The sequence below is a fragment of the Bacillus mycoides genome, assembly GCF_000832605.1.
GTDB classification, from domain to species: domain Bacteria; phylum Bacillota; class Bacilli; order Bacillales; family Bacillaceae_G; genus Bacillus_A; species Bacillus_A mycoides.
Map to the genome: position 1 here is coordinate 767,145 of NZ_CP009692.1, position 26,987 is coordinate 794,131.

At 36.3% G+C, this 26,987-nt stretch carries 26 protein-coding genes and 5 pseudogenes; 21 read left to right on the plus strand and 10 right to left on the minus strand.

Annotated features, from left to right (window positions below):
* Nucleotides 1–27 precede the first annotated feature (27 nt).
* The 14 genes and pseudogenes from BG05_RS05730 to BG05_RS29195 all read left to right on the plus strand — a co-directional run bounded on the left by BG05_RS05730 (nucleotide 28) and on the right by BG05_RS29195 (nucleotide 14,837).
* The gene (locus BG05_RS05730; RefSeq protein WP_002184609.1) at nucleotides 28–1,401 is read left to right on the plus strand and encodes a UDP-glucose dehydrogenase family protein; all 1,374 of its coding nucleotides are present in this window, start codon (nucleotides 28–30) and stop codon (nucleotides 1,399–1,401) included.
* Nucleotides 1,379–2,404: a GDP-mannose 4,6-dehydratase gene (locus BG05_RS05735; RefSeq protein ID WP_002184610.1), complete on the plus strand. Its 1,026-nt coding sequence runs from the start codon at nucleotides 1,379–1,381 to the stop codon at nucleotides 2,402–2,404. Before BG05_RS05730 ends, BG05_RS05735 begins: the two co-directional genes overlap by 23 nt.
* Before the next feature lie 120 nt (nucleotides 2,405–2,524).
* On the plus strand, nucleotides 2,525–3,430 hold the full coding sequence (gene tagU, locus BG05_RS05740; RefSeq protein WP_002184611.1) for a polyisoprenyl-teichoic acid--peptidoglycan teichoic acid transferase TagU: 906 nt from the start codon (nucleotides 2,525–2,527) through the stop codon (nucleotides 3,428–3,430).
* 143 nt (nucleotides 3,431–3,573) lie between these two features.
* Nucleotides 3,574–4,566, plus strand: a complete 993-nt coding sequence (gene galE, locus BG05_RS05745; protein WP_002184612.1) for a UDP-glucose 4-epimerase GalE — start codon at nucleotides 3,574–3,576, stop codon at nucleotides 4,564–4,566.
* A 120-nt stretch (nucleotides 4,567–4,686) separates the two neighbouring features.
* The gene (locus BG05_RS05750) at nucleotides 4,687–5,358 is read left to right on the plus strand and encodes a response regulator transcription factor (RefSeq protein WP_002184613.1); all 672 of its coding nucleotides are present in this window, start codon (nucleotides 4,687–4,689) and stop codon (nucleotides 5,356–5,358) included.
* Nucleotides 5,359–5,369: 11 nt separating this feature from the next.
* Nucleotides 5,370–6,800 (plus strand): HAMP domain-containing sensor histidine kinase, encoded by a 1,431-nt coding sequence (locus BG05_RS05755; RefSeq protein ID WP_002184614.1) that lies wholly within the window; start codon nucleotides 5,370–5,372, stop codon nucleotides 6,798–6,800.
* A gap of 66 nt (nucleotides 6,801–6,866) precedes the next feature.
* The gene (locus tag BG05_RS05760) at nucleotides 6,867–7,649 is read left to right on the plus strand and encodes a DUF3919 family protein (RefSeq protein ID WP_016127655.1); all 783 of its coding nucleotides are present in this window, start codon (nucleotides 6,867–6,869) and stop codon (nucleotides 7,647–7,649) included.
* Nucleotides 7,646–8,680 carry an ABC transporter substrate-binding protein gene (locus BG05_RS05765; protein WP_002184616.1) on the plus strand — a complete coding sequence of 345 codons (1,035 nt, stop codon included), beginning with the start codon at nucleotides 7,646–7,648 and terminating at the stop codon, nucleotides 8,678–8,680. Before BG05_RS05760 ends, BG05_RS05765 begins: the two co-directional genes overlap by 4 nt.
* Before the next feature lie 19 nt (nucleotides 8,681–8,699).
* Nucleotides 8,700–10,034 (plus strand): MFS transporter, encoded by a 1,335-nt coding sequence (gene pgtP, locus BG05_RS05770; RefSeq protein ID WP_002184617.1) that lies wholly within the window; start codon nucleotides 8,700–8,702, stop codon nucleotides 10,032–10,034.
* Nucleotides 10,035–10,282: 248 nt separating this feature from the next.
* Nucleotides 10,283–11,467, plus strand: a complete 1,185-nt coding sequence (locus tag BG05_RS05775) for an efflux RND transporter periplasmic adaptor subunit (RefSeq protein WP_003192865.1) — start codon at nucleotides 10,283–10,285, stop codon at nucleotides 11,465–11,467.
* Complete coding sequence (locus tag BG05_RS05780; protein WP_002089682.1) at nucleotides 11,464–12,144, plus strand: ABC transporter ATP-binding protein; 681 nt, start codon at nucleotides 11,464–11,466, stop codon at nucleotides 12,142–12,144. Before BG05_RS05775 ends, BG05_RS05780 begins: the two co-directional genes overlap by 4 nt.
* A complete protein-coding gene (locus tag BG05_RS05785; RefSeq protein ID WP_002089681.1) occupies nucleotides 12,141–13,343 on the plus strand; it encodes an ABC transporter permease in 1,203 nt (400 codons plus the stop codon). Before BG05_RS05780 ends, BG05_RS05785 begins: the two co-directional genes overlap by 4 nt.
* Before the next feature lie 124 nt (nucleotides 13,344–13,467).
* On the plus strand, nucleotides 13,468–14,148 hold the full coding sequence (gene yknW, locus BG05_RS05790) for a YknW family membrane protein (RefSeq protein ID WP_003192860.1): 681 nt from the start codon (nucleotides 13,468–13,470) through the stop codon (nucleotides 14,146–14,148).
* Between the two features lie 217 nt (nucleotides 14,149–14,365).
* Nucleotides 14,366–14,837 (plus strand): annotated as a pseudogene (locus tag BG05_RS29195) (sigma-70 family RNA polymerase sigma factor).
* Between the two features lie 83 nt (nucleotides 14,838–14,920).
* Here the strand turns inward: BG05_RS29195 and BG05_RS05800 are convergent.
* Entirely contained in the window at nucleotides 14,921–15,397 is a 477-nt protein-coding gene (locus BG05_RS05800) for a competence protein ComK (protein WP_016127657.1), read from the minus strand.
* Between the two features lie 193 nt (nucleotides 15,398–15,590).
* Here BG05_RS05800 and BG05_RS05805 point away from each other — a divergent pair, with 193 nt between their 5' ends.
* The 3 genes and pseudogenes from BG05_RS05805 to BG05_RS05810 all read left to right on the plus strand — a co-directional run bounded on the left by BG05_RS05805 (nucleotide 15,591) and on the right by BG05_RS05810 (nucleotide 16,939).
* Complete coding sequence (locus BG05_RS05805; RefSeq protein WP_003192852.1) at nucleotides 15,591–15,989, plus strand: DUF4359 domain-containing protein; 399 nt, start codon at nucleotides 15,591–15,593, stop codon at nucleotides 15,987–15,989.
* 192 nt (nucleotides 15,990–16,181) lie between these two features.
* Nucleotides 16,182–16,271, plus strand: a pseudogene (locus BG05_RS29200) (IS6 family transposase); the annotation flags it as partial.
* A 482-nt stretch (nucleotides 16,272–16,753) separates the two neighbouring features.
* Nucleotides 16,754–16,939 (plus strand): hypothetical protein, encoded by a 186-nt coding sequence (locus BG05_RS05810; protein WP_033713836.1) that lies wholly within the window; start codon nucleotides 16,754–16,756, stop codon nucleotides 16,937–16,939.
* Here BG05_RS05810 and BG05_RS05815 read toward each other — a convergent pair.
* The 7 genes and pseudogenes from BG05_RS05815 to BG05_RS05845 form a co-directional block, all read right to left on the minus strand.
* Nucleotides 16,936–17,175 carry a hypothetical protein gene (locus BG05_RS05815; RefSeq protein ID WP_016127659.1) on the minus strand — a complete coding sequence of 80 codons (240 nt, stop codon included), beginning with the start codon at nucleotides 17,173–17,175 and terminating at the stop codon, nucleotides 16,936–16,938. The two genes, BG05_RS05810 and BG05_RS05815, sit on opposite strands and share 4 nt — an antisense overlap.
* A gap of 7 nt (nucleotides 17,176–17,182) precedes the next feature.
* Nucleotides 17,183–18,025: a hypothetical protein gene (locus BG05_RS05820; protein WP_003192848.1), complete on the minus strand. Its 843-nt coding sequence runs from the start codon at nucleotides 18,023–18,025 to the stop codon at nucleotides 17,183–17,185.
* Between the two features lie 447 nt (nucleotides 18,026–18,472).
* On the minus strand, nucleotides 18,473–18,727 hold the full coding sequence (locus BG05_RS05830) for a Rolling circle replication protein, Rep63 protein (RefSeq protein WP_234706360.1): 255 nt from the start codon (nucleotides 18,725–18,727) through the stop codon (nucleotides 18,473–18,475).
* Nucleotides 18,724–18,957, minus strand: a complete 234-nt coding sequence (locus tag BG05_RS05835) for a hypothetical protein (RefSeq protein ID WP_139211975.1) — start codon at nucleotides 18,955–18,957, stop codon at nucleotides 18,724–18,726. The genes BG05_RS05830 and BG05_RS05835 overlap by 4 nt, the downstream gene beginning before the upstream one ends.
* Before the next feature lie 34 nt (nucleotides 18,958–18,991).
* On the minus strand, nucleotides 18,992–19,375 hold the full coding sequence (locus tag BG05_RS05840; protein WP_016127662.1) for a rep family protein: 384 nt from the start codon (nucleotides 19,373–19,375) through the stop codon (nucleotides 18,992–18,994).
* A 137-nt stretch (nucleotides 19,376–19,512) separates the two neighbouring features.
* Nucleotides 19,513–19,602 (minus strand): annotated as a pseudogene (locus BG05_RS31305) (DUF2922 family protein); the annotation flags it as partial.
* 21 nt (nucleotides 19,603–19,623) lie between these two features.
* Nucleotides 19,624–19,848 carry a DUF1659 domain-containing protein gene (locus tag BG05_RS05845; protein ID WP_002016256.1) on the minus strand — a complete coding sequence of 75 codons (225 nt, stop codon included), beginning with the start codon at nucleotides 19,846–19,848 and terminating at the stop codon, nucleotides 19,624–19,626.
* Nucleotides 19,849–19,959: 111 nt separating this feature from the next.
* Between BG05_RS05845 and BG05_RS05850 the strand changes: the two genes are divergently transcribed.
* The gene (locus tag BG05_RS05850) at nucleotides 19,960–20,445 is read left to right on the plus strand and encodes a VanZ family protein (protein ID WP_002184633.1); all 486 of its coding nucleotides are present in this window, start codon (nucleotides 19,960–19,962) and stop codon (nucleotides 20,443–20,445) included.
* Nucleotides 20,446–20,600: 155 nt separating this feature from the next.
* Here the strand turns inward: BG05_RS05850 and BG05_RS05855 are convergent, their stop codons facing one another.
* Nucleotides 20,601–23,357: a DEAD/DEAH box helicase gene (locus tag BG05_RS05855; RefSeq protein WP_002129993.1), complete on the minus strand. Its 2,757-nt coding sequence runs from the start codon at nucleotides 23,355–23,357 to the stop codon at nucleotides 20,601–20,603.
* Nucleotides 23,341–24,960 carry an SWIM zinc finger family protein gene (locus BG05_RS05860; RefSeq protein WP_002068435.1) on the minus strand — a complete coding sequence of 540 codons (1,620 nt, stop codon included), beginning with the start codon at nucleotides 24,958–24,960 and terminating at the stop codon, nucleotides 23,341–23,343. The genes BG05_RS05855 and BG05_RS05860 overlap by 17 nt, the downstream gene beginning before the upstream one ends.
* Nucleotides 24,961–25,151: 191 nt before the next feature.
* Between BG05_RS05860 and BG05_RS31455 the strand changes: the two are divergent.
* From BG05_RS31455 to BG05_RS05865, 3 genes and pseudogenes are all read left to right on the plus strand, one after another.
* Nucleotides 25,152–25,250, plus strand: a pseudogene (locus BG05_RS31455) (zinc ribbon domain-containing protein); the annotation flags it as partial.
* Nucleotides 25,208–25,594: pseudogene (locus tag BG05_RS31460) on the plus strand (zinc ribbon domain-containing protein); the annotation flags it as partial. The pseudogenes BG05_RS31455 and BG05_RS31460, both read left to right, overlap by 43 nt.
* 12 nt (nucleotides 25,595–25,606) lie before the next feature.
* Nucleotides 25,607–26,986: a zinc ribbon domain-containing protein gene (locus tag BG05_RS05865; protein WP_002184638.1), complete on the plus strand. Its 1,380-nt coding sequence runs from the start codon at nucleotides 25,607–25,609 to the stop codon at nucleotides 26,984–26,986.
* Nucleotide 26,987: the final 1 nt, after the last annotated feature.

A 26,987-nucleotide genomic window follows, 5' to 3' on the forward strand; every position in this document is an offset into this window, starting at 1 on the left:
AATTAACATATGAAGAGGAAGGTAAATATGTACAAGATAGCGGTAGCAGGAACAGGTTATGTTGGTCTAGTGGCAGGTGTATGTTTTGCTGAAGTTGGGCATCAAGTAACTTGTGTTGATATTGATGAAAAGAAAGTAGATTTAATGAAATCAGGTGTTTCACCAATCTATGAAGCTGGTTTAGAGGAATTAATGCAAAAAAATTATGCTGCTGGCAGAATTAATTATACAACTAATTATAAATCAGTATATAAAGATGCAGATGCGATTTTTATTGGTGTAGGAACTCCAGAACAAGCTGACGGTTCTGCAAATCTTTTATATATTGCAACTGTTGCAAAGCAAATTGCTGAAAGTATAGAAAAAGATTGCCTTGTTGTTGTAAAGTCAACTGTTCCGATTGGAACGAACGATAAAGTAGAGCAGTTTATTCAGGACTTTTTAGTTAATGATGTGAAAGTAGAAGTTGCATCGAATCCAGAATTTTTAGCTCAAGGTTCTGCTGTTCATGATACGTTATATGCAGAAAGAATTGTCATTGGTACAGAAAGTAAATGGGCTGAAGGAGTATTAATGAATCTTTATAAACCGTTTCATTTACCTATCGTTTCAGTAAATAGACGATCAGCTGAAATGATTAAATACGCTTCTAATGATTTTCTTGCCCTCAAAATTTCTTATATGAATGATATTGCAAATCTTTGTGAATTAGTTGGTGCGGATATCCAAGATGTTGCAAAAGGTATGAGTTTTGATGAGCGTATTGGAAGTAAGTTTTTAAATGCGGGCATCGGTTTTGGGGGATCATGTTTCCCTAAAGATACAAAAGCATTAGAATATTTAGCGAGACAACATGGTTACGAATTAAGAATAGTAAAGGCTACAATTGATGTGAATAAAGATCAAAAGACTTTATTATATAAAAAAGCTAGCCAAAGGTTAATTACTTTTAGTGGTTTAAAAGTAGCGGTACTAGGACTGACGTTTAAACCTGGAACAGATGATTTAAGAGAAGCTGCGTCTCTTGAAAATATCCCTTTACTATTAGAACAAGGTGCAGATATTTATGCGTTTGATCCAGTAGGTGCAAGCAACTTTGCTAAGGTATATCCAGAAGGTAAAAATAAAAATGGTAATATTACATATGTTGCTAATGTTGAACAAGCTTTAGAAGGTGCAAACGTCTGCTTTATTTTTACAGAATGGGGAGAAGTGAAAGAATTAGCTCCAGAAAATTATAAGAAGTTAATGAGAACGCCCCTAGTATATGATGGAAGAAATATTTATGATGTTTCAGCGATGCAAGAAGCTGGGATAGAGTATCATTCTATCGGAAGAAAAGCTACAAGTAGAGAATGTATGAGGGAGTCGGATTATATTGAATTACAAGCCTCTAGATAATAGTAAAGTATACCTTGTTACTGGAGCGGCAGGTTTTGTTGGATATTTCTTATCTAAGAAATTATTAGAACAAGGTTGCCAAGTAATAGGTATCGATAATATAAATGATTATTATGATGTAAATCTTAAATATGCTCGTTTAGAGCAACTGAAACCGTATGAGAAATTTACTTTTATTAAAGGTGATATTTCTGATAAGGATATGATTACTAAGCTTTTTGAAGAGTACAAACCAAATATTGTAGTGAATTTGGCTGCGCAAGCTGGTGTGAGATATTCAATTGAAAATCCGGATGTATACATTCAAAGTAATGTTATTGGTTTCTATAATATTCTTGAAGCATGTAGACATTTCCCGGTTGATCATCTTGTATATGCATCATCGAGTTCTGTTTATGGAGCAAATAAAAAGGTTCCTTTCGAGGAAACAGATTTTGTAGATAATCCAGTATCACTTTATGCATCTACTAAGAAATCAAATGAACTAATGGCTCATACGTATAGTCACTTGTATAAAATTCCTGCTACTGGGCTTCGCTTCTTTACGGTGTATGGTCCAATGGGACGTCCAGATATGGCTTACTTTGGTTTTACTGATAAGTATTTTGCTGGTGATTCAATCAAAATATTTAATAATGGTGATTTTGAAAATGATCTATATCGTGATTTTACTTATATAGATGATATTGTTGAGGGGATCCAACGTCTTTTAAGTAATCCACCTAAAGGCGATGTTGAACATAAAGTATTCAATATTGGAAATAATAATCCTGAAAAACTAATGGTATTTATCGAAACATTAGAGAAAGTACTAGGTAAAGCTTTAGGAAGAGAAGTGACATTTGAAAAGGTATTTGAGCCTATCAAACCAGGAGATGTACCGGCTACTTATGCATCAACTGATTTATTACAGAAGGCAGTAGATTTTAAACCTGAAACTTCTATAGAAAAAGGCTTACAGGAGTTCGCTAATTGGTATGTAAAATACTATACAGTAAAATAATCGTGATTCTTTTTGAAAAGGCCACTAGCGGCTTAGAATACTTAAGATATAATATACTAAATTAATATTTGTATTATCTGGAGATTTATTCAGAATGATTGAAAGATGAGGTCTATAATAATGAAAAAGAAAATTCTATTTTGGATATTAGGAATCATAGGAGTACTAATTATAGGTGGAGGAGTATACGCTTATAATGTATATTCTAAAGTCTCAAGTACATTAAATGAAGTTCATAAACCTTTAAAGCGTGATCAAGGTAACAAACAAGAAGAAAAAATTAATAAATCTGAACCTGTTTCAATCCTGTTGCTAGGTGCAGATGAACGCGGTGAAGATAAAGGGCGTTCTGATTCTTTAATGGTCATTACTTTAAATCCGAAAAACAATTCTATGAAGACGTTAAGTATCCCTCGTGATACGTATACGGAAATTGTAGGTAAAGGAAAAAGTGATAAAATTAATCATGCTTACGCATTTGGTGGCGTGGATATGTCTGTCGCAACAGTCGAAAAATTCTTAGGTGTGCCTATTAATTACTACATAGAAGTTAATATGGAAGGATTTAAGGATATTGTTGATGCTGTGGGCGGTGTTGATGTAAATAATGATTTAGAATTCTCTCTTGAAGGAAAGCACTTCCAAAAAGGGAATATTCATTTAACAGGTGATCAAGCTTTAGCGTATACTCGTATGCGTAAAGAAGATCCACGTGGTGACTTCGGTCGTCAAATGCGTCAACGCCAAGTGATGCAAGCAGTTATTAAAAAAGGTGCAAACTTATCTTCTTTAGCAAATTATGGAGATGTACTTACAGCAATCCAAAAGAACGTGAAAACAAACTTAACACAAGATCAAATGTTTGATATGCAAAAGAATTATAAGAATTGCTTGCAAAATAGTGAAGATATTCAAATCCCAGGTGACGGACATAAAGCAGCTGACGGTATTTGGTATTACTATGTTCCGGACGCAGCGAAGCAAGATTTAACAAATAAATTAAAAGCAAATCTTGAGCTAAAATAAGTAATAATACGGATAAACCCAACTCTTTTGGAAAGAGTTGGGTTTGTTTTTTGTTTTTATATTAGTATTATATAATGTAAGACTATTAGAAGAGGTGAAGGGAAGTAACTATAAGATTCTAACATATGAGCAGGAGGAAGAACATGAGTTCAATTTTAGTATGCGGTGGAGCTGGTTACATCGGTTCTCACGCTGTAAAAAAATTAATAGATGAAGGCCTATCTGTAGTAGTAGTTGATAATTTACAAACTGGGCATGAAGATGCGATTACAGAGGGTGCAAAGTTTTATAAAGGAGACCTTCGTGATAAAGGTTTTCTAAGAGATGTTTTTAAACAAGAAAATATTGAGGCGGTTATGCATTTTGCAGCTGATTCTTTAGTTGGCGTTAGTATGGAGAAACCTCTTCAATATTATAATAATAATGTGTATGGTGCACTTTGCTTGCTAGAAGTAATGGATGAGTTCAAAGTAGATAAGTTTATCTTCTCTTCTACTGCAGCAACTTACGGTGAGGTAGATGTTGATCTTATTAATGAAGAGACGGTAACAAATCCAACGAATACGTATGGAGAGACGAAGTTAGCGATTGAAAAGATGCTTCATTGGTATAGCCAAGCTTCTAATTTAAAGTATAAGATTTTCAGATACTTTAATGTAGCTGGTGCAACGCCAAACGGTATTATTGGTGAAGATCACCGTCCCGAGACGCATCTTATTCCTTTAGTTTTACAAGTAGCTTTAGGACAACGTGAGAAGATTATGATGTTTGGCGAAGACTATAATACACCAGATGGTACTTGTATTCGCGATTATATTCATGTCGAAGATTTAGTAGCAGCTCATTTCCTTGGTCTTAAAGACTTACAAAACGGCGGGGAAAGTGATTTCTACAACTTAGGAAATGGAAATGGGTTTAGCGTTAAAGAAATCGTTGAAGCTGTTCGTGAAGTTACGAATCATGAAATCCCAGCAGAAGTAGCACCAAGGAGAGCGGGAGATCCAGCACGTCTAGTTGCTTCTTCACAAAAGGCGAAAGAGAAATTAGGATGGAATCCACAGTATGTAGAGGTTAAAATAATTATTGAACATGCTTGGAATTGGCATCAGAAGAAACCTCATGGCTATGAGAAGTAAGTAGAAATGGAAAAGAGAGGGTATCGTCGTTCAACATATGTTCGACAATACCCTCTCTTTTTTTGTATGATTTTTGCTATACTAAACTGTACTATAATACGGGATGGAAGGAGGATGATGATGAAAATACTTGTAGTTGATGATGAATCGAGTATCCGCAATTTAATTCGGATGCAGTTAGAGATGGAAGGATATGAAGTATTGACGGCAGCTGATGGGAGAGAAGCTTTAGAGAGATGGAATGAGCAGCCGGATGTACTCATTTTAGATGTGATGCTTCCTGATACGGATGGGTATGAGTTATTACGTTTATTCCGAGAGAAGGATCGTGATATCCCAGTGCTTATGCTGACAGCAAAGAGTCAGATGAATGATAAATTGCTTGGCTTGCAGCTTGGTGCGGATGATTATGTGACGAAGCCTTTTAATTATGCGGAGCTTATTCTTCGTGTGAAAAATATGAGTCGGCGTGTGAGGAAGGAGGAAGTGTCTTCTACTCATGAGGTGATCCGAGCAGGGGAATTGGTAATTTGTCCAAAGGAAAGAAAGGTACATGTGAGTGGGCAAGAAATTCAGTTAACGTATCGAGAGTTTAATTTATGTCAGTTGTTTGTTTCGAATCCTCAGCGTGTGTTCATGAGAGATGAGTTGCTTGAGAAAGTATGGGGATTTGAGTATATCGGAAATACGAGAGCGGTTGATATTATGGTGCAAAGACTTCGAAAGAAACTCGGGAATAGTGGGGAGCATATTAAGACGATTTATGGTGTTGGATATAAGCTTGATTGCTAAAAGGTGATGATATGTCTTTAAAACGAAATATGGTGTTTGGAATAGTTGGATTGTTGATTCCAATTCTTGTTCTTTTATACGCGGTTGTTTATATTGCACTGGAGAAGAATGTGTATCATAATGCGGCGGATTCCTTAGAAAAGTTAAGTGTGGAAGCGCAAATTTATACGATGAATTATTTAGAGAAGGAAGCAGAAGTAGAGACGTTAGGTCCTAATTCGCTTTTAATTGCTTCGTATTTAGCGAAGCGAATGGATGTCCGGGTGCAGATGATTGGGAAGAATGGAGATGTTGTTGCAGATACACAAAAAGGGGCATTACTTCATCGGAATATTGATATTGAGAGTTCTTTGAAGGGAAAGAAATCTTATGTTTTCGAGGAGGGAGACCCAGCTCCAATTCTTTTGTTTTCAAGTCCAGTTTATTATGGAAACGATGTCATTGGGAGTATTCGTTTTATAAATGAGTTAACGGATGAGAAGGAAGTTTTAACAAATGTGAGTTGGACGTTTTTGATGACGTCGCTTTGTTTAGTAGCTGCTGGTATTTTCTTTGCGATTCGTTTGGCGAAGTCTCTTCATAAACCAATTGATCAGTTAAGGCAAATGGCGCATCGGCTCGCGAATGGGGATTATGAAAGTAAGATTGAGCTGAATGAGTATGTGGAGATTGCACAGCTTTCAGCATCCTTTAATGCGATGGCTGATGGAATTGAACTGCATATTAAGCAGCTGAAGGAAGAGAAAGAGAAACAGAAAGATTTCTTAGACCGCATTACACATGAGCTGAAAACACCGCTTACGGCAATTATTGGTTATGTTGATTTAATTCCGAAGTTGCAGTCGAAGGAGGATGTGCAGGAGAGCCTCCGTTATGTGTCTGTAGAAAGTGAGCGTCTATTATCACTTGTAGAGGAATTACTTAAGTCTTCAAAGTACGGGAAGAGTACGTTTGAAGTGTCACCTACAGTCGTGAATATTAAAGAATTGGCAGAAGAAGCGGTTTCGATTGTGAAACTTAGGTTGCAGCAGTTTGAAATTGAAGTTATGAATGAGTTAACAGAAGTACACGTCGTTGCGGATTTTGATAAGACGAAGCAAATTTTCTTGAATGTGCTTGATAATGCGATTAAATATAGTGATGCTACGCAAGTTCGTATGAATGTAATTATAAATGAGCAGGAAGCGAAAGTTTTTGTTCATGATGATGGTATTGGTATGGATGAAGGTGTGCTTGCAGAATGGAATGAGTCTCCGGAAGGTAAGGTGCTTCCTTCAAGTTACGGGAATGGCTATGGCTTATACATTTGTCAGGAGATTATGAAGAAGCAAGGCGGAAGTATGCGAATTGAGAGTAGTGAAGAGATGGGGACTACAATATGCATTACATTTTTACTTCCGAGACGGATGGAAGACATAAAAAACTTGAAAGCGGTTAAATGATACATTTATGAAACAATTATGCGGTATTTTCGAAACAACGTTTTTTTATCTTGGAGGTAGGCAGAAATGAAAAGGCTATCATTTCAAATTCTTATGTTTGTCTTTTGTATGATCGTTTCTCTTATTTTGTTTTATGTTATTGAGAAGCAAATATATAATCGAATTACAATTGTGGATGACAAACAAGCCGTTTTACAAAGAGTGAATGAATCCCTTCCTACTGAAGTGAAAGTAAGGCATGAGAAGTGGGGAGAAATTGTTGTAACGGATGAAGTTCGTTTGCATACGATTGTTTCATTCTTTGACCGAATTCGAATAGAACCGAGAGAAGTGAGGAATCAAGAACAAGTATTTACTGGAGAAGTAACGTACTTGAATGGACATAAACGTACTTTTGCAGTAGGTGACTTGTTCCAGTACGAGGCTAATGTATACGGAAAGAATGGTACGGATCCGATGATCTCAGCATTTCAAACGTATTTGTTAAGTCTGTATTATACACCAGAGCGCATTAGTAATTTCTTTGCGGAGGCAAAGGAAGTTGTAGTGAGGCAAGGGGATGTAATACGTACTATAGATCTTACGCAAATATTTGATTCTATTCGATACGCAAAGCAAATTACAGATTACGGAGAAATTCAGAAATTATTACAATCACAGAATGAGCCGATTGCTTATATTACTGCCTATAAAACAGGCAAACGTGTAAAGAATGAGCGGGAGGATATTCTAACTATTTCTGTGTATCCATCGTACTTTGTTGTGCAATATCTCGGTGATAATAACGGGAATGTCATGTATATGAAGGGCTCCCTAGCAGAATTCCTTGTAAAGGAGAGTGTGTCATGAGAAAGATAGCCTTTTTCTTCTTTTTGCTAGTAATCGGAGGAGCGATGTCTAGTTGCTCTCGAGATACAACCTCTATTAAATATAATAAAAGTGGTCTCCCTATTTTGGATGATCGTCATCTCGTTGCGTATGTAGCGGCCCGCGAGGAAGTTGGTGAAGCTTTGCTTTCGTCATTTTGTAAACAACGCGGGTGTACATATGAATTTATTCGTCTATCGACAGAAGAACTTCTTCGGAGAGTAGAAGAGGAAGCTGGAAATCCGAAGGCGGATATTATTATTGGCGGTACAGTAGATGCGCATCAAATGATGAAGCAAAAGAACCTTTCTATTCCTGTTACGACCCAGCATGCGAACCGTATTTCAAAGACTGTTAAAGATAAAGATGGTTATTGGTACGGTTATGAAGTGGAGAAACTGGCAATCGCGATTAATAAAGAGCGGTGGAATGAAGAAATAGCGCCGCTCGGTCTTCCATATCCATCAAGGTGGCAAGATTTATTAGATCCGGTATATACGGGTAAGATTGCAATGCCTGATCCAAACGTTTCCGGCACAGCATATACTTTGTTTCAATCACTTATTGATACTTTAGGTGAAGAAGAATCGAAAGAGTATGTTAAGAATCTTGCAAGGCAAGTTGGTGAAGTAACGGTGAATGGTTATATGCCCGCAGAACTGGTTGCGAGCGGTGAATATATGATAGGCATCAATTTTGCGGGAGATCAGAGAATGCTTCAGAAACAAGGCTTTCCTATTGTAAGTAACGAACCTGAGCAAACAGGATTATCTGTTAATGCGATTTCGAAACTGAAGCGTGCACCGAGTGGTTTTATAGCGGACTTATTTATTGATTATTGTTTATCAGAAGAAGCGGGGCACATTTTAGAAAAAGTTTCGTTTGGCGTACCAACGATGTTTGCGAAGAATCAGAAAGAGATAGAAGGTCAGCCGGTTAGAAGGACGAACAAAAATATATCAAATAGTGGAATAATCGAGATATGGAATAGACAGCGTCTCTCTCAGCAGTGAGAAAAGGAGACGAAAGAATATGTTTAAATGGCTTAAGCCAGCACCTGCAATTGAGAGATTGCCGGCGGATATGATTGACAGGGTATACAAATTATTACGTATTCGTGTGCTAATGGGAATTTCAGTTGGGTATGCTGCTTATTATTTAGTGCGTAGTAACTTTACGTTATCAAGTACGTATTTAGTACAAGAATATGGTTTTAGTACAGCGGAAATTGGATTGCTAGGTTCAGTAATGGCAATTGTTTATGGATTTAGTAAGTTCTTTATGGGGAATTTATCCGATAAAGCTTTCGCCCAGCGCTTTATCGCAGTCGGATTATTCTTATCGGGGCTTGTAAATATTTGTTTCGGTTTTGCATCTTCATTTGGGATGATTGTTACATTACTTGTCTTAAATGGTATTGTACAAGGTATGGGAGCACCACCTTGTAGTATCGTTATGACGAAATGGTTCTCGAAGAAAGAACGTGGTACGAAAACAGGTATTTGGAATATTTCACATAACGTTGGTGGAATGCTAGTGCCGCCCCTTGTCGGAATTGGTGTAGGTATTTTCGGTGAAAATCATTGGCAGGGCGGGGTATTTATTTTCCCAGCGATTATCGCAATGGTAATTGCAGTTCTTGTTTGGATTAATGCGAAGGATACACCAGAATCTGAAGGTCTTCCTCCAATTGATGAGTATCGTAATGACTATGAAAATCTTGAAAAAGCAGATAATGCTAATAAGATGTCACCAAAAGAAATTTTAATGAAATATGTAGTGACAAATAAGTTCGTTTGGTATTTATGTATTGCAAATGCATTTGTTTACTTAATTCGTTTCGGTGTTATTAACTGGGTTCCGCTTTATTTAACGACAGTTAAAGGTTTTTCAAAAGCAGAAGCGCATGCTGCATACGCGATTTTTGAAGGTATGGCAATTCCAAGTTCATTAATCGTTGGTCTTTTAAGTGATAAGTTATTTAAAGGAAAACGTATGCCATTATGTATTATGAGTATGGCCGGAGTTGTTGTTGGTACGGTTGTATATTGGCAAGCATCTAGCGTACTTGTTGTAAGTATTGCAGTTTCTATTATCGGTTGTTTAATTTACGTACCACAGTTTTTAATCGGTTTAAGTGCGATGGAATTAGTACCGAAATTTGCAGTAGGTACAACAGTTGGTATGTGTGGTCTGTTCGGTTATGTAGGCGGAAGTCTTGTAGCAAACGCAGCAATTGGTGTTATTGTTGATCGTTCTGGCTGGGATGGCTGCTTCATCTTACTATTAGCAGGCGGTATTTTATCAACAGTATTCTTATTTATCGTGCAACGTGGGCATGAAAGAAAAGGTCCTAAAGTGGCGTAATAGTTTATTCAGAAAAGCGATCCAATCATTATTTTGGATCGCTTTTTTTATATAAGGAAACCTTTCCTTAAAACTATCTTAAAAGATAGAATGTCATATTTCTAATCATTGGTATTTTTGTTACAATATAAATGATTGTGTAAAACTTTGTAAAATGAGTGTAACAATGTAAGTGGGTATGTAATTTTCCGAAAGTTTTATACAGTTAAATATCTATTAAACTATTAAGATATAAAAGGAGAGAGAATATGTTACCAAATACGGTTCGTACTCCAAACAAGAAGAAGAAATGGATTATCATCGGAGTTATTGCACTAATTGTTATTGTAGCAGCAGTTAATATTTTTGTTATGCAAGGTAAGAAGAAAGGTACGGCGAAGACAGATGCTGTAAGTTTTGAGAAAGTGACAGAGCGAAAGCTTAATAATACGAAGTTAATTTCTGGTCAAGTAAAGCCAGGAAATATTGAAAGTTTCTATGCGGATCCGACTAAAGGAAAAGTGAAAGATATTGCAGTGAAAGAAGGACAAGAGGTAGAAAAAGGAACGAAACTATTCTCTTATGATAATGAAGAAATTAATCTTCAAATGAAGCAAGCTGATCTTGATCAGAAGATGGCTGATATGCGTTACGATCAAGGGAAAAAGAAGATTGATTCATTGAAGAAAGAAATTAAGAAGGTAAAAGATAGTGGGGCTGGGAAAGAAGTAACAGACCCAATGGAAGAGCAAGTAAGCGAATTAGAAATGGCACAAAAAACAACTGATCTTGAAAAAGAAAAAGGAAAGTTACAAAAAGAAGAGTTAAGTAAAAAACAGAAAGAACTTACGATTTATAGTAATTTCACTGGTGTTGTACAAAAGTTAGACAAAGATGCGGCACAAAGTTCATCTCAAGCGTTAGGTGGTCAAGGGAAAGCATTTTTACAAGTTGCTTCTAAAGACCCGTTCCAAGTTCAAGGGACTTTAACAGAGCTTCAAAAGTCACAAATTCAAAAAAATCAAACGTTCACTGTAACTGCGAAAGCAAATAATAAGAAAAAGTGGACAGGTAAAATTACGGAAGTAAGTGAATTCCCAACGAGTGCAGAGATGGCTCAAGCTGCTGGTGAGGGAACTCAAAATATGTCTCAATATACATATAAAGCAAGTCTTGATAGCCAAGATGGTTTATCTCCAGGTTATCACGTTTCTCTGCAAGTAAATTTAGAGAATAAGACAATGATTGCTGTTCCAAGTAAGAGCATTGTAGAAAAAGGCGAAGATGCATTTGTTTATATTGAAGAGAAAGGAAAGCTTCGTAAACAAAATGTGAAAAAAGGTTCTACTGATGGAGACTGGACAGAGATTGTTGAAGGCGCAACAGTGGGGCAAAAGGTGGTTAAAAATCCTTCCGACGACGTGTATGACGGAATGGAAGTGAAAGAGAAATGATTACGTTAAATAATATTGCTAAGACGTATTATCAAGGGAAACTTGCGGTGCCGATTTTACATGGTATTAGTTTAACAATTCAAAGCGGTGAGTTCGTTTCTATTATGGGACCGTCTGGTTCTGGTAAATCAACGCTTATGAATATTATCGGTTGTTTAGATCGTCCAACAGAAGGCGAATATATGTTGAATGATGTGAATATCTTAACAGCAGACGAGTCAAAACTAGCTTTAATTCGTAATGAATATATCGGCTTTGTGTTCCAGCACTTTAATTTGCTGCCGCGTCTTTCCGCAGTGGAAAACGTTGAACTTCCGCTCATCTACGGTGGAGTGAAGAAAGCAGAGCGTCGTCAAAGAGCTCTTGAAGCGCTTGGAAAAGTTGGATTATCAGATAGAGTAGACCATTTACCTAGTGAATTATCAGGTGGACAGAAGCAACGTGTAGCTATCGCAAGATCGATTGCAAATAATCCAACGTTCATTATGGCCGATGAGCCGACAGGTGCGCTTGATACGAAGTCTGGTGCACAAGTTATGGATATTTTCACGAAGCTAAATGCAGAAGGTACGACGATTGTTATGGTTACGCATGAAGAAGAGGTAGCAGCGTATTCTTCCCGCCGCATTGTACTGCGAGATGGGAAAATTACAGAAGATAGAAGGTGTGCAGTATGAGTTTACTAGATAGTATAAAAATTGCCCTATCTTCTATTTTAGCTCATAAACTGCGTTCAGCTCTTACGATGCTCGGTATTATTATTGGTGTTGGTTCTATTATTACTGTCGTTGCGATTGGGCAAGGCGGGGAAGCGATGCTGAAGTCGAAATTCGCAGGTTCTGGTGGTAATAACCTTATGCCAATTCAATTTAAACCAGATATTAATGATGAGTTTGCTATAGGTGGATTTCAAATACCGAAGTTAACTGAAGAGGATATTTTGGAAGTAAAACAAGTGAAAGATGTTTCACACGTTATTACGACAAACCAGAATTCAGAGGTACTTGATGTAAATGATAAAAAAGCAAATCTAAATGTTATTGGTCTTGATAATGAATATTTTGCGGTTAATAAAGTAAAGGTCGTAAAGGGACGTACTTTAAATGAATCCGATATTTCTCATGCAAATAACGTTGTGATGATTAGTACAAAAACAGAAGAGACGTTATTTAAGGACGTAAACCCAGTTGGACAAATTATTGAGATGAAGGGGCAGCCAATGCAAATTATTGGTGTGTATACATCTGACAATGAGTTTATGGGATTTGAAATGGAAGAAGCGTTAATTCCCCTTACTTTATGGCCTGTTTTATACGGAACAGATGAGATTCAAAGTATAGCAATTCAATCTAAAAATGTAGACAATTTAGAATCAGCAGGGAAACAAGCTGTTGATGTATTAAATAGTCGTAAGCCAAGTGAAATTCCAGGTAAATATGAACTGGTGAATTTAAAAGAGTTCCAAGAAAATGTTTCTAAAGTTACTAATATCATGACGATGATCATCGGTGGTATAGCTGGTATTTCATTAGTCGTTGGTGGTATCGGTGTAATGAACATCATGCTCGTATCTGTAACAGAGCGTACGCGCGAAATTGGAGTACGCAAAGCGCTTGGGGCAACGCGTAGTAAAATTTTATTACAATTTTTAATTGAAGCGGTTATGTTAACGCTTCTAGGTGGTTTGATCGGAATTGGTCTTGGATATGGCGGGGCATATATTGTTTCCACATTTGCGAAATGGCCACCGCTCGTTTCATGGGAAGTTGTCGTTGGAGGCGTATTGTTCTCTATGACACTCGGTATTATTTTCGGATTAATTCCAGCAAACAAAGCTGCGAAATTAGATCCAATCGAAGCACTTCGTTATGAGTAGATTATTAGTGTGGTAGAGAAGTTCTCTACTACAAGTTACCGTTCTAGTGGGCGGTTCGTAGCCTCTACATGAGGATGTGAACCGCCCGTTAGAACGGGTTATATAAATAGAGGGAGGCGTTATAATGGAAGCGAATATTAATACGCAAGATGTAGGTTCGAAAAAGCCATCATTATTTGGAATGATTACATCTCCAGGTGTGCAGTTTGAGAGAATGAAAACGAAAAGTCCGGTTTGGGGGGCATTTTTCCTGTTTGCTATACTTGGGACAATCACGGCAGCGGTAGTGGCTTATTTAGCGTTAGTTAATACTCCGGAGTTGGCAAAAGAGCTTAAGGGCGATTCAGCAGGTATGGTTAAAGGGTTTACTCTTGGAGGGGGAGCGATTTTTGGTTTCCTTGGAACAATTGTTGGTTTGTTTATTGTAGCTGGATTTTATAAGGTTATTATGATGTTCATGAGTAATGATACACCGTATATGAAGATATTATCTATTTACTTATATGCAAATATTGTTTATTATCTTGGTGGTATTCTAAATGCAGTGCTAGGTTTTATTCTTGGTGGAACTGGTACTGATAAATATACAAGTTTAGCGCCTTTATTTGATCAGGGAACGATTGCTTATGGTATTGGTTCTGCGTTTGAAGTGTTTAACATTTGGAGCTTGATCTTAACTGGTTTAGGCTTGCATATCGTTGCCGGTTTAAGTAAAAAACAGGCAATAATTTTAATTTCTATATTCTTTATCCTTACAATTGGATTTAGTATGTTAGGCGGTATGTTCTCTGGCTTTGGTAAGTAATATGTTATTTTGAAAAGGTGGCTCTTCCTAGAGTCACCTTTTTTATTTTTACCCCTATTTCAAATACCCCCAGCAGAATTTCAAATTCTGCCTAGTGTAATTTCAAATTACGGCAGCAGTATTTGAAATTACCCACAATGAAATTTCCTTTCTCATTTTATATTGTAGAGGTACCGCGGAATACTGAAGAGGTATACCTTTTAGAAACGGGCACTGTGTGAAGCCAGCGACTTTTGCAGATACGGTTGTTTTGTATGAAGGTATGATTGTAAATCAAATAAAGAGGTTAAATATTTACCAAGATTATGAAGAGTATTATCAATGTGGTTTAATTGGTCTTTGGCATGCTTATGAAAGGTATGAGGAGGAGAAAGGGAGTTTTCCTGCTTATGCGGTTGTAACGGTACGTGGTTATATTATTGGAAAGGTTGAAGAAAGAATGCGTAGTGCAAGAGCGCTATGTATGCACGGACGAGTATGAGGAACGATTTGAGTGTGAAGATGCTGGAACGAGGGCGAAGGATTTTATGAGTGTGTTAGATGAGAGGGAGAAGCATATCATTTCAGAGCGATTTTTTACAGGGAAAAATATGGGAGAGATAGCTTCTGAAATGGGGATGACGTACTATCAAGTGAGATGGGTATATCGACAAGCACTTGAGAAAATGAGAGATAGTGTAAGGGGATAAGAATAATAAGTAGAATGGAAGGCAAAGGAAATATTGCGTTCCATTCTATTTACTTTAAGGCAGTAAATGTGGCAAGAGGTTTTTTAAGGTAATGAATCTTTCATGTTCATTCGGGATAATACATGTCCAGATTTGAAAAATTGTTGCTGTAACTTATGAGAACCTATTTGTATTGTTATGGTAGTTCCGTTAAAAAAATGAATGTTAGCTTTGTTAGTTTTTTTGGAAAACTCTATCTCATCTATATGGTTATAGAACAACCGAATGCAGCTTGGAGAAGAAGGAGATTCTGTTGGGAAAACGCAAATATATTCTTTGTGATTAATCGGAATTGGAACATTTTGTTTGAGCTTAAAGTTTATTTGGACTGCATGACGTCTACCTTGATAAGTAGAATGAACATGTGTTAGACAAGATTTCTTTATGAGTTGGATAGCTGTTTGGCAAGAGTACAGAGGGTTTCCGCTACTGTCGATAATTTTTGTCCGGTAATAAGGGTGTTTGCAAGGTTCGAGCATCATTGTAGAACTAGAAATAAAAATATCATTTTCATTATCCATGATTCTAAAATCCTCCCTTATAAAAATTGTTATTCTGAATATAATTATATACGAATTATGTAAAACATTATTAATCTTTTGTTTCGTATTGTAAATTTTTACGGTTCGTTTACAATCAATAGATGATAGTCTTTCTAATTTGCATCGCTTGTACATATATATGAAAATAGAAAAGAGTAGGCGGTGATATAGCATGAAGAAAAAGTATATTATTATGGCTCTAGCTGTTGTTCTCTTAGTTTATTTAGCAAACAGTAATCCGGGTAAGGGAGAATATACGGATTGGGCAGCAAAACAATTTATGAAGCGTAATGATGTGAGTAAGAAGCTAGACGAGGTTGAGAAAGAAAACAAAGAGGGTATACTTGGCGATCTAGCATCGGCGGGAAAGAAATTGGCAAATAAGTATGTTGAGCCACAAGTTGGATTATTAATCGATCATTATACAAAGCGAAATGATTATATTTTCTTCTCGACATATAAGACAGAGTTTGATGTAGGCGGAGAGAATTATAAGTATGTTTGCGTTGGCTTTTCAAACATCTTTATCCCGATTGAAATGCCGAAGAAAAAAGACGAATCTGCAAAATAATGCAGATTCGTCTTTTTGATTTACGGAGTAATCTGAACTTCAGATAAAGTTTTTTTGGTTCTGGTGCAAACACTCCAAAACGCTTGTAAATGACCTCCTAAACTTGGACATACTGATATTAGTACTCTAAAAAAGGATGTGATTGGTATGGAAGAGAACAATCTATTCAAGTGGAAACATTCTTAACCGGATATTATTTTATTAACCGTGAGATGGTACCGACGGTATAGCATCAGTTTTCGTGATTTAGTTGAAATGATGGAAGAACGTGGGCTATCCCTTCCTTAAAACAATTTGACCTATCGTCAAAAGAAACTACGCTTTTGCTAGACTAAGCTGATACTTAATGAGACTAAGCTGATACTTAATGAGACTAAGCTGATACTTAATGAGACTAAGCTGATACTTAATGAGACTAAGCTGATACTTAATGAGACTAAGCTAATACTTTATGAGAATGAACTGATACTTCGCTAAACTGTGGACAAAAATTAAAACCTTATGATAAAACAAAACTATAACTACATTGAATTGAACAAAAAACTAAACTTATGGTACAATAATTCCGTCAAAAAAATCAAAAACTCCTCTCGGTGTTGGTTGCATCAAAAGGATTGAATAAATCTAATCTACATATAATTTAGATACTTAAATCACAAGTTATTATTTAAAGACAAGTTCTTGGGAGGAACTTGTCTTTTTTATTTTTATCAAATTTATACTCAGACACAACACTCACACCGAAAAACAAGGAGGTGAATTACATGAACGATAGCAAAGAATTTTGTCCTCATTGCAACGCTAATTTGCAAGGTGATCCGATTCCTAAAGAATCACAAAAATGGTATGGCTGCACTCATTTTACTCGAAAAATCGGGATTTCAAGTATCACACGCGATACAATCTTGAACTGGCAATGTCCTGATTGTAAAAAAGAGTGGAGAAATTAAGCTTCTCCACTCTCTTTTTTATCGAAATAAGGCTTTACTACTTTCTCTATATAAGTTTCTATAGTTTCCAAACTAGCACTTATTTGTCGTTCTTCTTTTAGTTTTTCATATATTTTTTCTGGTGTTTGTCCACAAGAATAACGAGTCCATATTGCTCTTATGATAACTGGCGGTAAGGCTTCTTTGTTTTTAACTTTTCGTAGCATATTTGACCATTTATCTCGACTTCTACCCATTTTCCAATCATTTGTCACCTTTCAATTTTTCTTGAAACAACTTTTGAACAGCTAGCGATGCCGGGTCCATTTTCTGAACACCTTTTTGTTCTCTAATTTTAACTGATAATCTCTCTTTCAATTGCTCAACTCCCCCATAGTAACCATGATTTATTTTCAAGTATTCGTTTATTTTCATAGTATTGGGATATTTACGCTTTCCATCTTCAGCTATTCTTGAATTTTTCATACGATATTTATAAGCAATTTCTAACATTTCATCAGTTAATAGTGGTTTAGACCGTTTGTTTTGCCCTGTATTAATTTGTGAAGGCTTATCCAGTATTTCTGGATGTTTTTCTCTTAAACTATTTATCAGCGTTACGTGAGAGCCTTCATATGCATAATTTTCTTGCATGTAACGAAAAGTCCTCGAATAGTTATAGCGACCTGTCTTTTCTTTGTAAGATTTAAGATGTTTATAGGCAATAGCTAATTCTTCACCGCTTAATACTTTTGGCCTTCCTTTTCCTTGTTGGTTTTCAAATTTTTCATAAGCTTTTAATCTTGTTTTTAGCATTTCAATTTCCGCTTGTTTGTTTAGTAATTTAGTATTTAATAATTGCGTTTGTCTTTTTTCTTTCTCATATGAATCCCAGTTCTTTTTTATTTTGTCATTTAAAGAGTCGAGCAAGGATCTAAAGGAATTAGTTTTCATTTCAACAAAGCCTTCCTTGCTATATTGTCGTACTGGAACAATTACTTTTTGTCCATCTACGTTATGCTCTAAAGGTTTTGCACTCCCTACATCATCAATAAAATTAAAATTAGGGCTTACTTTTAAATTTTCATCCGAACCGTTATAACTCATAAGTCGCACCTCTTTTGATTTTTAATTTAAAACAATTATATCATTTTTTTAAAATATAAAAGAAGGGAAACTTATAACTCATAGAGAATTTTATTTAAAAAACATAAAGGAGTTGGAGTTTATGGCGATAAAAGAACTTGTAAAACAGACTACTTTAACAGGGCGGATATCACGAATACTTAACGATTCAACAGAATTACAAAAGGAAATCCAACGTTTATCAAAACGGTTCGACAACAAAAATAGGGAGTGCGAGGTATTAAAGGAAAAGTGCGAGGAATTAAGCAAAAAATTGGCATTTTACGAAAGAATACATTCACTCAAAACTAATAAATAGCAATTAAATCCGTGAACAAGACTCAGATTTTATGTTATAATAATTCCATTAAAACAAAAAAAAATCCTTTTAGTGCGCTAACACCAAAAGAATTAAAATATAACAATGTGCTATTGTTTGAAGTCAAGTTCTAATTCTTGGGGACTTGACTTTTTATTTTTGTCAAACTTATAGTTAGACACGATATTCACCGCTTTCTTGAAATCATATTTCTCGCATAAATCCAAGAAGTAGGAACGATTTTCGTATTTTAAAATCTTTTTCCAAATATCATAATCTAATAAACCTAACAAATCAGCGTCTTCTAGCTTCTCTTTAGCAAATTGTTCATCTGTCTTATCTTCTAATATGAATCTCTTTTTCAAACCTTGTGACCATTGCAATTGCGCTTACCTTTGAAACACTCAGCATATTCTAGGAATAATTTTAAATACTTTTCATCATCTTCCTCAAGATATCTCCGTAAAAAATCAAAAGGCGTCATCGAATCATTTTTAGCTTTTTTAATATGCGCTTTACTCAGTTCCTGATCCAAACCCCAAGTACCATGTTTACTTAAATAATTTTGAGCTTCATCTCCATCTTGCAAATCCAAACCATATTTATAACTCGTACTTAATCCGAATTTTTCACAAGCCTTTTCCCACAAAAAAGTATTTTTTCTCTATAATTTTCAATTCAACATCATTCATATAGAACAACGCAATATGTACATGTGGGTGGAATCCATTCTTACTATATGTAACCTCAAAAACTTGAATTCTACCAATCAAATCTAACTCATCTCTAATATTGTTATAAGCTCGTCCACTCATAAATTTACGAGTAGCATTTCCGAATTTTTCTAACGTTTCTTTTAATCTATCAGCTTTATTATGACCAAACGTAAGGGTTAATAAAGCGATATAACCACCTTCACTTAAAAGCATGCTGTAAATCCTTACGTCGTCTCTCACTAATTTTCGCTGCGCAAACCGGACAATTTCAAACACTTCCACAAACCAATAGGCCATTATAAAATGCCCTTTTAGTTTTTTTATGTTCCCAAACCTGAACGTTGGTTTTATTATTCACTAATCTAAGACACTTAGAAACCCGTTCATTTGGTAATGCTTTTCTTGCAACAGAAGCGTTTTTTCTATGAGGCGTGCACCCTTTTTACTGGTGTAATGGGATTTTCGATAGAAAAGGCAACTGTTTTTCCATCTTCTTTCACGAAAATTAACTCTAGTACTTGCATGCTTTATTCCCTCCTTTTTAATTATAGATTAGAAAGATCTGACGTGCTTACAAGTTGTACAGCGTGAAGTGATGATTGTTGTAGTGAAGCAAGAGCACGTGCTACTTCATGTACTTTTCCTAAATCTGCATTTGTTTTTACACGTTTGAATTGCTTGTTCTTAAAAACTGTTTTACCGTTTTTGTCTAATCCTCCGTTTAATACAAGGCGTAAAGTTAAATCCATTACGATTGTTTCAACTGCCATGTTTATCACCCCCTTTCACTTTATAAATAGGGTGTAAATGTCATGTTTTGGCGTGAAATTTTTTCTTTTTTTTGGTACTCTTAAAAGACTAAGAGAGGGGTTTTCGGAAGAATGAATCGTAAATGGTTATTTTGGATTCCTGTATTACTATGGATGGGGATTATTTTCTATTCTTCAGCTCAGCCATATAAAAAACAGGATATGCGCTCGGATATTGAGCAATATGTAAATGTTGAGTTTGTGAAAGAGCATTTTTCATGGGTATCTATCGATTATGGCGGAGGTACACCTGTTAGTATCGCAAATAAAGGTGTAGCTGGATTTGTTGAGTTTTTCCTACGTAAAGGTGCTCATTTTATGGTGTTCTTTATGCTCGGCTCATTGACGTATTATGCTTTTCATCGATCGGGTTATTCGAGAAAAAGGTGCTTTGCATACGCCCTCCTTTTCGTTGCGGGGTATGCAACATTTGATGAAATTCATCAATGGTTTACAGGAGACCGTACACCGATGTGGCAAGATTCATTGCTTGATACGTGCGGCGGGTTAACAGGAATTATAATAAGCAATTGGTTTTGGCATAGAAAAAGGAGCTAATCTCAGTTAGAGATTTGCTCCTTTTTCATTTATCCCGCTATTTGTGGGAATAGAAACATCCACCTTATCCAGCATTAACTGTCCGTAAAAGCCCGATTGGTGAAGGCTAATAATCAGTGGGGGATGAACAAAACCCCATTGATTAAAGTTTCACTTTATACGCCAAGTAATTCTTTTAGTTCGTCGGTTGATAGTTCGGTCATCCAACTATCGCTTGTAATGACGGCGTTGTTTAATGATTGTTTTCGTTCTAACATTTCATCAATCTTCTCTTCAAGTGTTCCCGTTGTAATAAGCTTATGAACGTGAACGAAGCGTTTTTGACCGATGCGATAAGCACGGTCTGTTGCTTGGTTTTCTACAGCTGGATTCCACCAACGGTCATAGTGAATAACATGGTTGGCGGCAGTTAAGTTTAATCCTGTTCCGCCAGCCTTTAACGATAAGATGAAGATGTCATACGTTCCGTTTTGGAACTGCTCAATCATCTTGTCACGCTCTTTCTTCGGTACGCTCCCGTTTAAGAAGAGGACGCGCTGACCAAATGTTTCTTCTAACATACTTTTTAGCATGTTCCCCATGCCAATGTATTGAGTGAAGATTAAGCAACTTTCATTTTGGTCTTTTATATTTTCGATGAGCTCCATTACCGTTTTTGTTTTCATAGAGCGCTCGACGATATTTTGTGGTTCTTCTTCTTTCAAATAAAGGGCTGGGTGATTACAAATTTGTTTTAGCTTGTTCAGCATAAGTAATATAAATCCGCGTCTTTCAATTCCGCTTAATCCTTCTACATTTTGTAATGTATCTTGAACAAGTTGTTCATATAAGGAAGCTTGTTCGCCAGTTAGTGGACAATAAGCTTTCTGTTCTTGTTTATCTGGTAAGTTTAATGCGACCGTTTGATCTTTCTTCGTACGACGCAGTAAAAACGGCGAGATAAACCGCTGAACTTGCTGGATTTTTCCTTCATCGCGGTCCTTTTCAATCGGTGTGACGAAGCGGCGCTGGAATTGTCCTAAGCTTCCGAGATACCCATGATTGATAAAGTCGAAAATAGACCAAAGCTCAGCAAGTCGGTTTTCCATCGGTGTACCGGTTAAAGCAATTTTGTGATTTGCTTGTAGGTTTCTTACTGCTTTCGACTGTTTCGTATGTGGGTTTTTTATATTTTGTGCTTCGTCTAAAATAACAGCGTCCCAGCATAACGTACTAAGTTCTTCTTCATCAAGCTGAGCTAATGCATAAGAAGTTAATATAACATCTGCCGATTGAAGAAAATCTTTAAATGACTCATCCTTAGATCGGTTACTTCCATAGTGTAACTGAACACGTAAACTTGGTGCGAAACGCTCAAATTCTTTTTGCCAATTTCCAAGGACTGATGTTGGTGCCACAATTAATGCAGGACCTGTTTGGAGATTGTTTTCTTTAGCGTATAGTAAGTAAGTTATCGTTTGAATACTTTTTCCGAGTCCCATATCATCGGCTAATAAGGCTCCAAATCCAAGCTTTCGTAAGTATAGTAACCACTCAACACCGTGTTGTTGATATGGGCGGAGTGTTGCTTGTAGCGAAGATGGTACATCTACTTTTGGAATATCTCCAATGTGTAGAAGTTTTTGGAAAAGCTCTTCGTAATATCCATCTAGCTCGATTTCAATATCGGTAAACGGACTATCGTCTTCTACAATTTCTGTTTCTGCCGTATTAGATAAATGTTGCTGCAACACATCCTTCATTTCAAGTCCATATTTATCGGCACGGTGCATTAGTTTTTTTACTTCTTCAATAAAGGCAGGATCAAGTCTCATCCATTGACCATTTAAATTGAAAAGACGTTTGTTTTGTTCAACGAGTTCGAAAAATTCACTTTCTGATAAATCAATTCCGTCCGTTGAAATGCGCCAGTCGAAATTAACGAGCGTATTCATGCCGAAGAAAGACTGTGTTTGTGCTGTACTTTGCTTCAGCTGTACACGCAACCTCGGTTTTGTTGCTTTTAAATTTTGCCACCATGATGGTAGTAAAATTGTAATACCTGCTGCCAGTAATTCATTACTTGCTTCGGTTAAGAAGTTCCAAGCTTCCGTTTCAAAGAGTTCTTCTCGGAACTTGTCGTCCTCTTTTAGCCACGGTACGAGCTTACTGAATCCTTCTTGTGTTTCAAGGATACGTTCTTCGTAATCGTGCCATCGTTTTGGTAAGGAATCGATACTTTCATATACATATATGCGATGTGCACCACGTTTTGGTGTAACGATTGTTTCAAGCTTCCACATTTCAAGTTCTTCTTGCGGTTCTTGTAGTCTTAAGCCGACTGTAAATGGAAGATCATCTTCAATGTAACCAATTTTTCGAAGCCAATCTTCTTCATGTAGTGCTGCTTCCAATTGCCTTTTCGTAAAGTCGTAATGTTCATATAGTCTCTTTGCATCTTCCCATCCGTCATTTGAGCGAGCATCTTGCAAAATACTTTCGTTCACAGCGGCAGAGAAAAGAGATGCTAACATGTCATCTTCAATTGAGGTATTCTGAACTTTCCAAGATGGCTGCTGAGACCAATGCTTCATGTCAGGTGCGAAGCTGCCGCTGACGAAAGCGTCCCATAATTCACTTGCGTCCTTTGTAAGTGCCGTAATAGGACCGTTCATTTGCATATTTGCAAATGAATTCATCGGTTTATTTGCGATGTATTCAAATGCCTGTGCATTCGTTAACATAACGCCTTGTTTTCCCTCATACGTTGCTTCTTTTAAAAACGTTCCGTAGAAAGAAGTAGAGTGCCATGCGAATGCATTTTTTTTCCAAGTTGCTACGGATAAGAGCGTACCGCTATCATCTTCTCCCCAAAGGAACCAACCTTGACTAACGTGCTGGAGCCTAATTGTTACTTCAGTTTGTATGATCATCGATTAATTTTCCTCTCCGTAATTCCTCTTGTAGTGCACGCAGACGTGAATGTAAGTTAGCGATATGAATAATGAAAGCATCCCATTCATCAGTTCGCTTCAGTCGTTTATAAAGCATACGTAATTTCTTTAAGTAACGAACGGCACGTTTATATGATTTGCGATTTCGCTCTTCAATTGCTTCCATTGCGGCATGGTGATAAAGAGGAAGTGCTGCTTCGGGCGCTTCTTTTTCAATATCTTTCAATGGTTCTTTCAAAAGTTCGATTACTTCGAATCCATATAAGAGCTGAAGTTCCGTCCATGCATGGTATTGTTTCTTCGCAAGTACATATTGTTCATAATTTGTGAAACTATACGGTAATAGTTCTTGTAAAATCATTTCTAATCCCGCTTGTTCATTCGTATGCGTTGCATATGTCTCATACATCATCACAAATAATCGAACGATATCTTGTATGAAGACGGTATTTTCTTGTTCCGTTATCGTTTCTTTTACTTGTTTATAAGTAAAGGAAAGCCAATCTTTAGCGCGGTCCCACTCCATCGCACTTAATAACTCTTCTAACCAATAGAAGTAAAGGCTCACAACAGAAGAAGGCTGTTTTTCCAGTAATTCCATTGCCGATACATCTTCACCGTTTAAAAAGAGCAGGTGAGAAGATGCTAATGCTTTGGAAAGTGGATTGATTTTAGTATCGATTCGTTTTTTTTCTTCTTGTAGCTGCTCTTCTGTTCTTAACAGTTCACCCCATACGTGACGATAAATGAAGAATCGCTCTTGTGTATAGGCATCGGTAGAGAAGAATGCTTCATGTATGAGCCGCGCTGTTTCTTCTAAAATCGGTTTGGATTCTTCTGGAATCGCCTCTGTTTTTAGGTCCCTAACGGTAGATTCAACTTTATCAACGAATAGGCGAACGACGTTAACTGGTTGGTGATACGAATATAGTTTGTTTGCTTCAAATTCTTGAATTTCTTCTAATAATTTTTGAAAGCAATAAAGTGCCGCGTGCAACTTAAATAATTCATGAATAGCAACGATGCGCGGAGCTTTCCGTTCTAATTTTGTATAGAAGTCTGTAAAAAGACTCATAAGAAAATACATTTGTTTATAAGTGAGCCGCGCTTGTTCTTTTTTAAATGATTCATATTCATTTTCAAAGTATGTTTGCCAACTTTTATAATCCATTTCTTCAAAAGCTGATGATTGCAATACTTGTCGTGCAGTTCGAATAGGAGGAAGAGAAGGTTTTGTATTATTTTTGAATAAAGTTAATACATCTCCTACTTGCCCAAAACTAGAAGCTGCAGATAGTAACACAGCAAGCATATGCTGACATTGCGTTGGCGCGAAGCAATCGCAATAGCTTTCAGTGACATTACGAATCGGGATGTGAACGCTATATACACTGCCTTCAGCATTTACAGTTCCGGATAGCGTATAGCCATCAAAGTCAACGTTATAGACAACACCACTACGATATAGTTGCCGAGCTGTAGCGACATGCTCTTGATCAGCAACTTGCTGTGGATCAAGCCCTTGAACGAACTCATTCGCAATCATCATAATTTCATCTTTCGTAATTGAGTCTTGCAGCATAATATTCCTCCGTACACAGATTTCTTTCCTTTACCATTATAAACAAAAAATGCTCAAAACAGAAAAAATGAAATTCTAATTACACAATTAGAAAATCATGGTAATATATATGAAGTTAATTTTGTATATTACCATATGTTTATAGGGAGAGAGTTAGCTTGTCAGATTTATAGACGAAATTAGGTAGTGGAATGAATAAGATACAAGAGGGAATAGAACAAGGAAAGCAGAAGTTGCAAATTGCACAAGAAATTGCTCAATTGAAAAAGGGAATGCAAGTGCAAATGCAGATATCGCAGAGGTTGATGAAGTAAATGATGGCTTCCATTATGGTTTATTATTACTTGTGATTCCGTTATTCCTTATGTTTAGCGCAGGTAGAAAGTTAGTAGAATTACCGACTACTAATATGTATATTACACTAGCGGTATGCAGTGGCTCTTACACAATTATGATGATTGTAATGAACATAATTTCTAAGTTTTGAATTGATGTATCTGGAAATGTAATGAATTTATTCGAGGCAATTGGCACGGTGCTATCTATGCAGAATTCATTTATATATTTAACTTTGTTTAGTTTCATTGTGACATATGTAGCGGCTTTCGCTGGAATGAAATTAGCTAAGAAATAGGGGGAGAGCATATTGAAGTTTTGTGGAACTTGTAAAAATCAGCTTGCAGACCATTTGAACTTTTGTCCTGAGTGTGGAAGTAAAGTAGAAGAAATTGCTGATCAAACAGCTTCTTCTCATTCAGAAATGCGTAGAGCAACAAGGCGAGTGAAAAGTAAGAAAAACATGTTTTTACTTATAGGTTTTGTCATTGTTGTTGCTATTTTGTTTGGCGCATATAAATTCGGTGCAAGCAAGTTTTCGAAGGAAAAGCAAGTAAATGCAATGATCGAAGCATTCCAAAAGAAAGATGTGAATGCAATCGATGAGTTTTTGAAAGTAGACGATCCAAGCTTAAAAGTGAAGACAGAAGATATTAAAGCTTACATACGTTATTTAAAGGATAATCCTTCGTACAATAAAGCATTACTGTCTTATTTACAAAAAGAAACAGTAAATCAAAAGTTAGCAAGTGATAATGCATCTTTTAAAGATGGGCAAATTATAGAAGACGGGAAAGAGTGGTTCTTATATCCGAAGTATAAGTTCAGCATGAAATCTTATTACATGAGTGTTAGCACAACTGCAAAGAATGCTGAAATATATGTAAATGATAAAAAAGAAACAGAGCTTTCTAGTGATAAAACCTCAAAAGAATTAGGTCCATACTTCCCAGGTGCTTATGTTGTAAAGGCGAAGGCGAAGACAGAACTTACTGAATTAGAGACAGAAAAAGAAGTAGATCTAGCAGACGAAAAGAATGGGACAGTAGAAGTGAATTTGTCACTTGAAGGAAATTATGTAACCATTTCTTCCGATGAAAGCGACGCAACTGTTTTTGTTAATGGTAAGAAACGCGGAAAATTAAGTTACGGTAGCTATAAACTTGGTCCTGTACCGACAGATGAAACGGTAGAAGTACATTTAGAGAAAAACACTGACTTTGGTGTCATTAAATCCGAAAGCATCAAAGTTGGAGACCAAAGCACATATTATTTAAAGTTCCCGAAAGAAGCTTCAAGCTCAGCAGTTGGTGACTTTGTACAAAATCATATTTATAATAACGTGCGTGCAATTGCATTAAATGATTTTAGCTTAATTGAAAGTGATTATGATAAGAGCGGGAAATCGTATAAGGAAGACCGTGATTACTTGCAATATCTACACAAAAAAGGAATTACAGAAGATTTATTAACAATGGGAATTCGTAATGTAGAGCGTCAAAGTGAAACGAAGTATAAAGTAACGACATATGAAGAATATCATATTCGTTATGGTGATGGCTCTGTAAAATTCAAAAGCTTTAATAATGACCATATCGTTACTGTTAATGGAAATGGAAAGATATTGTACCATTCTCTTGGAGCGAATAATACGCTGAAATCAGAGGAAGTATCTGGTCCGACTCGTTAAT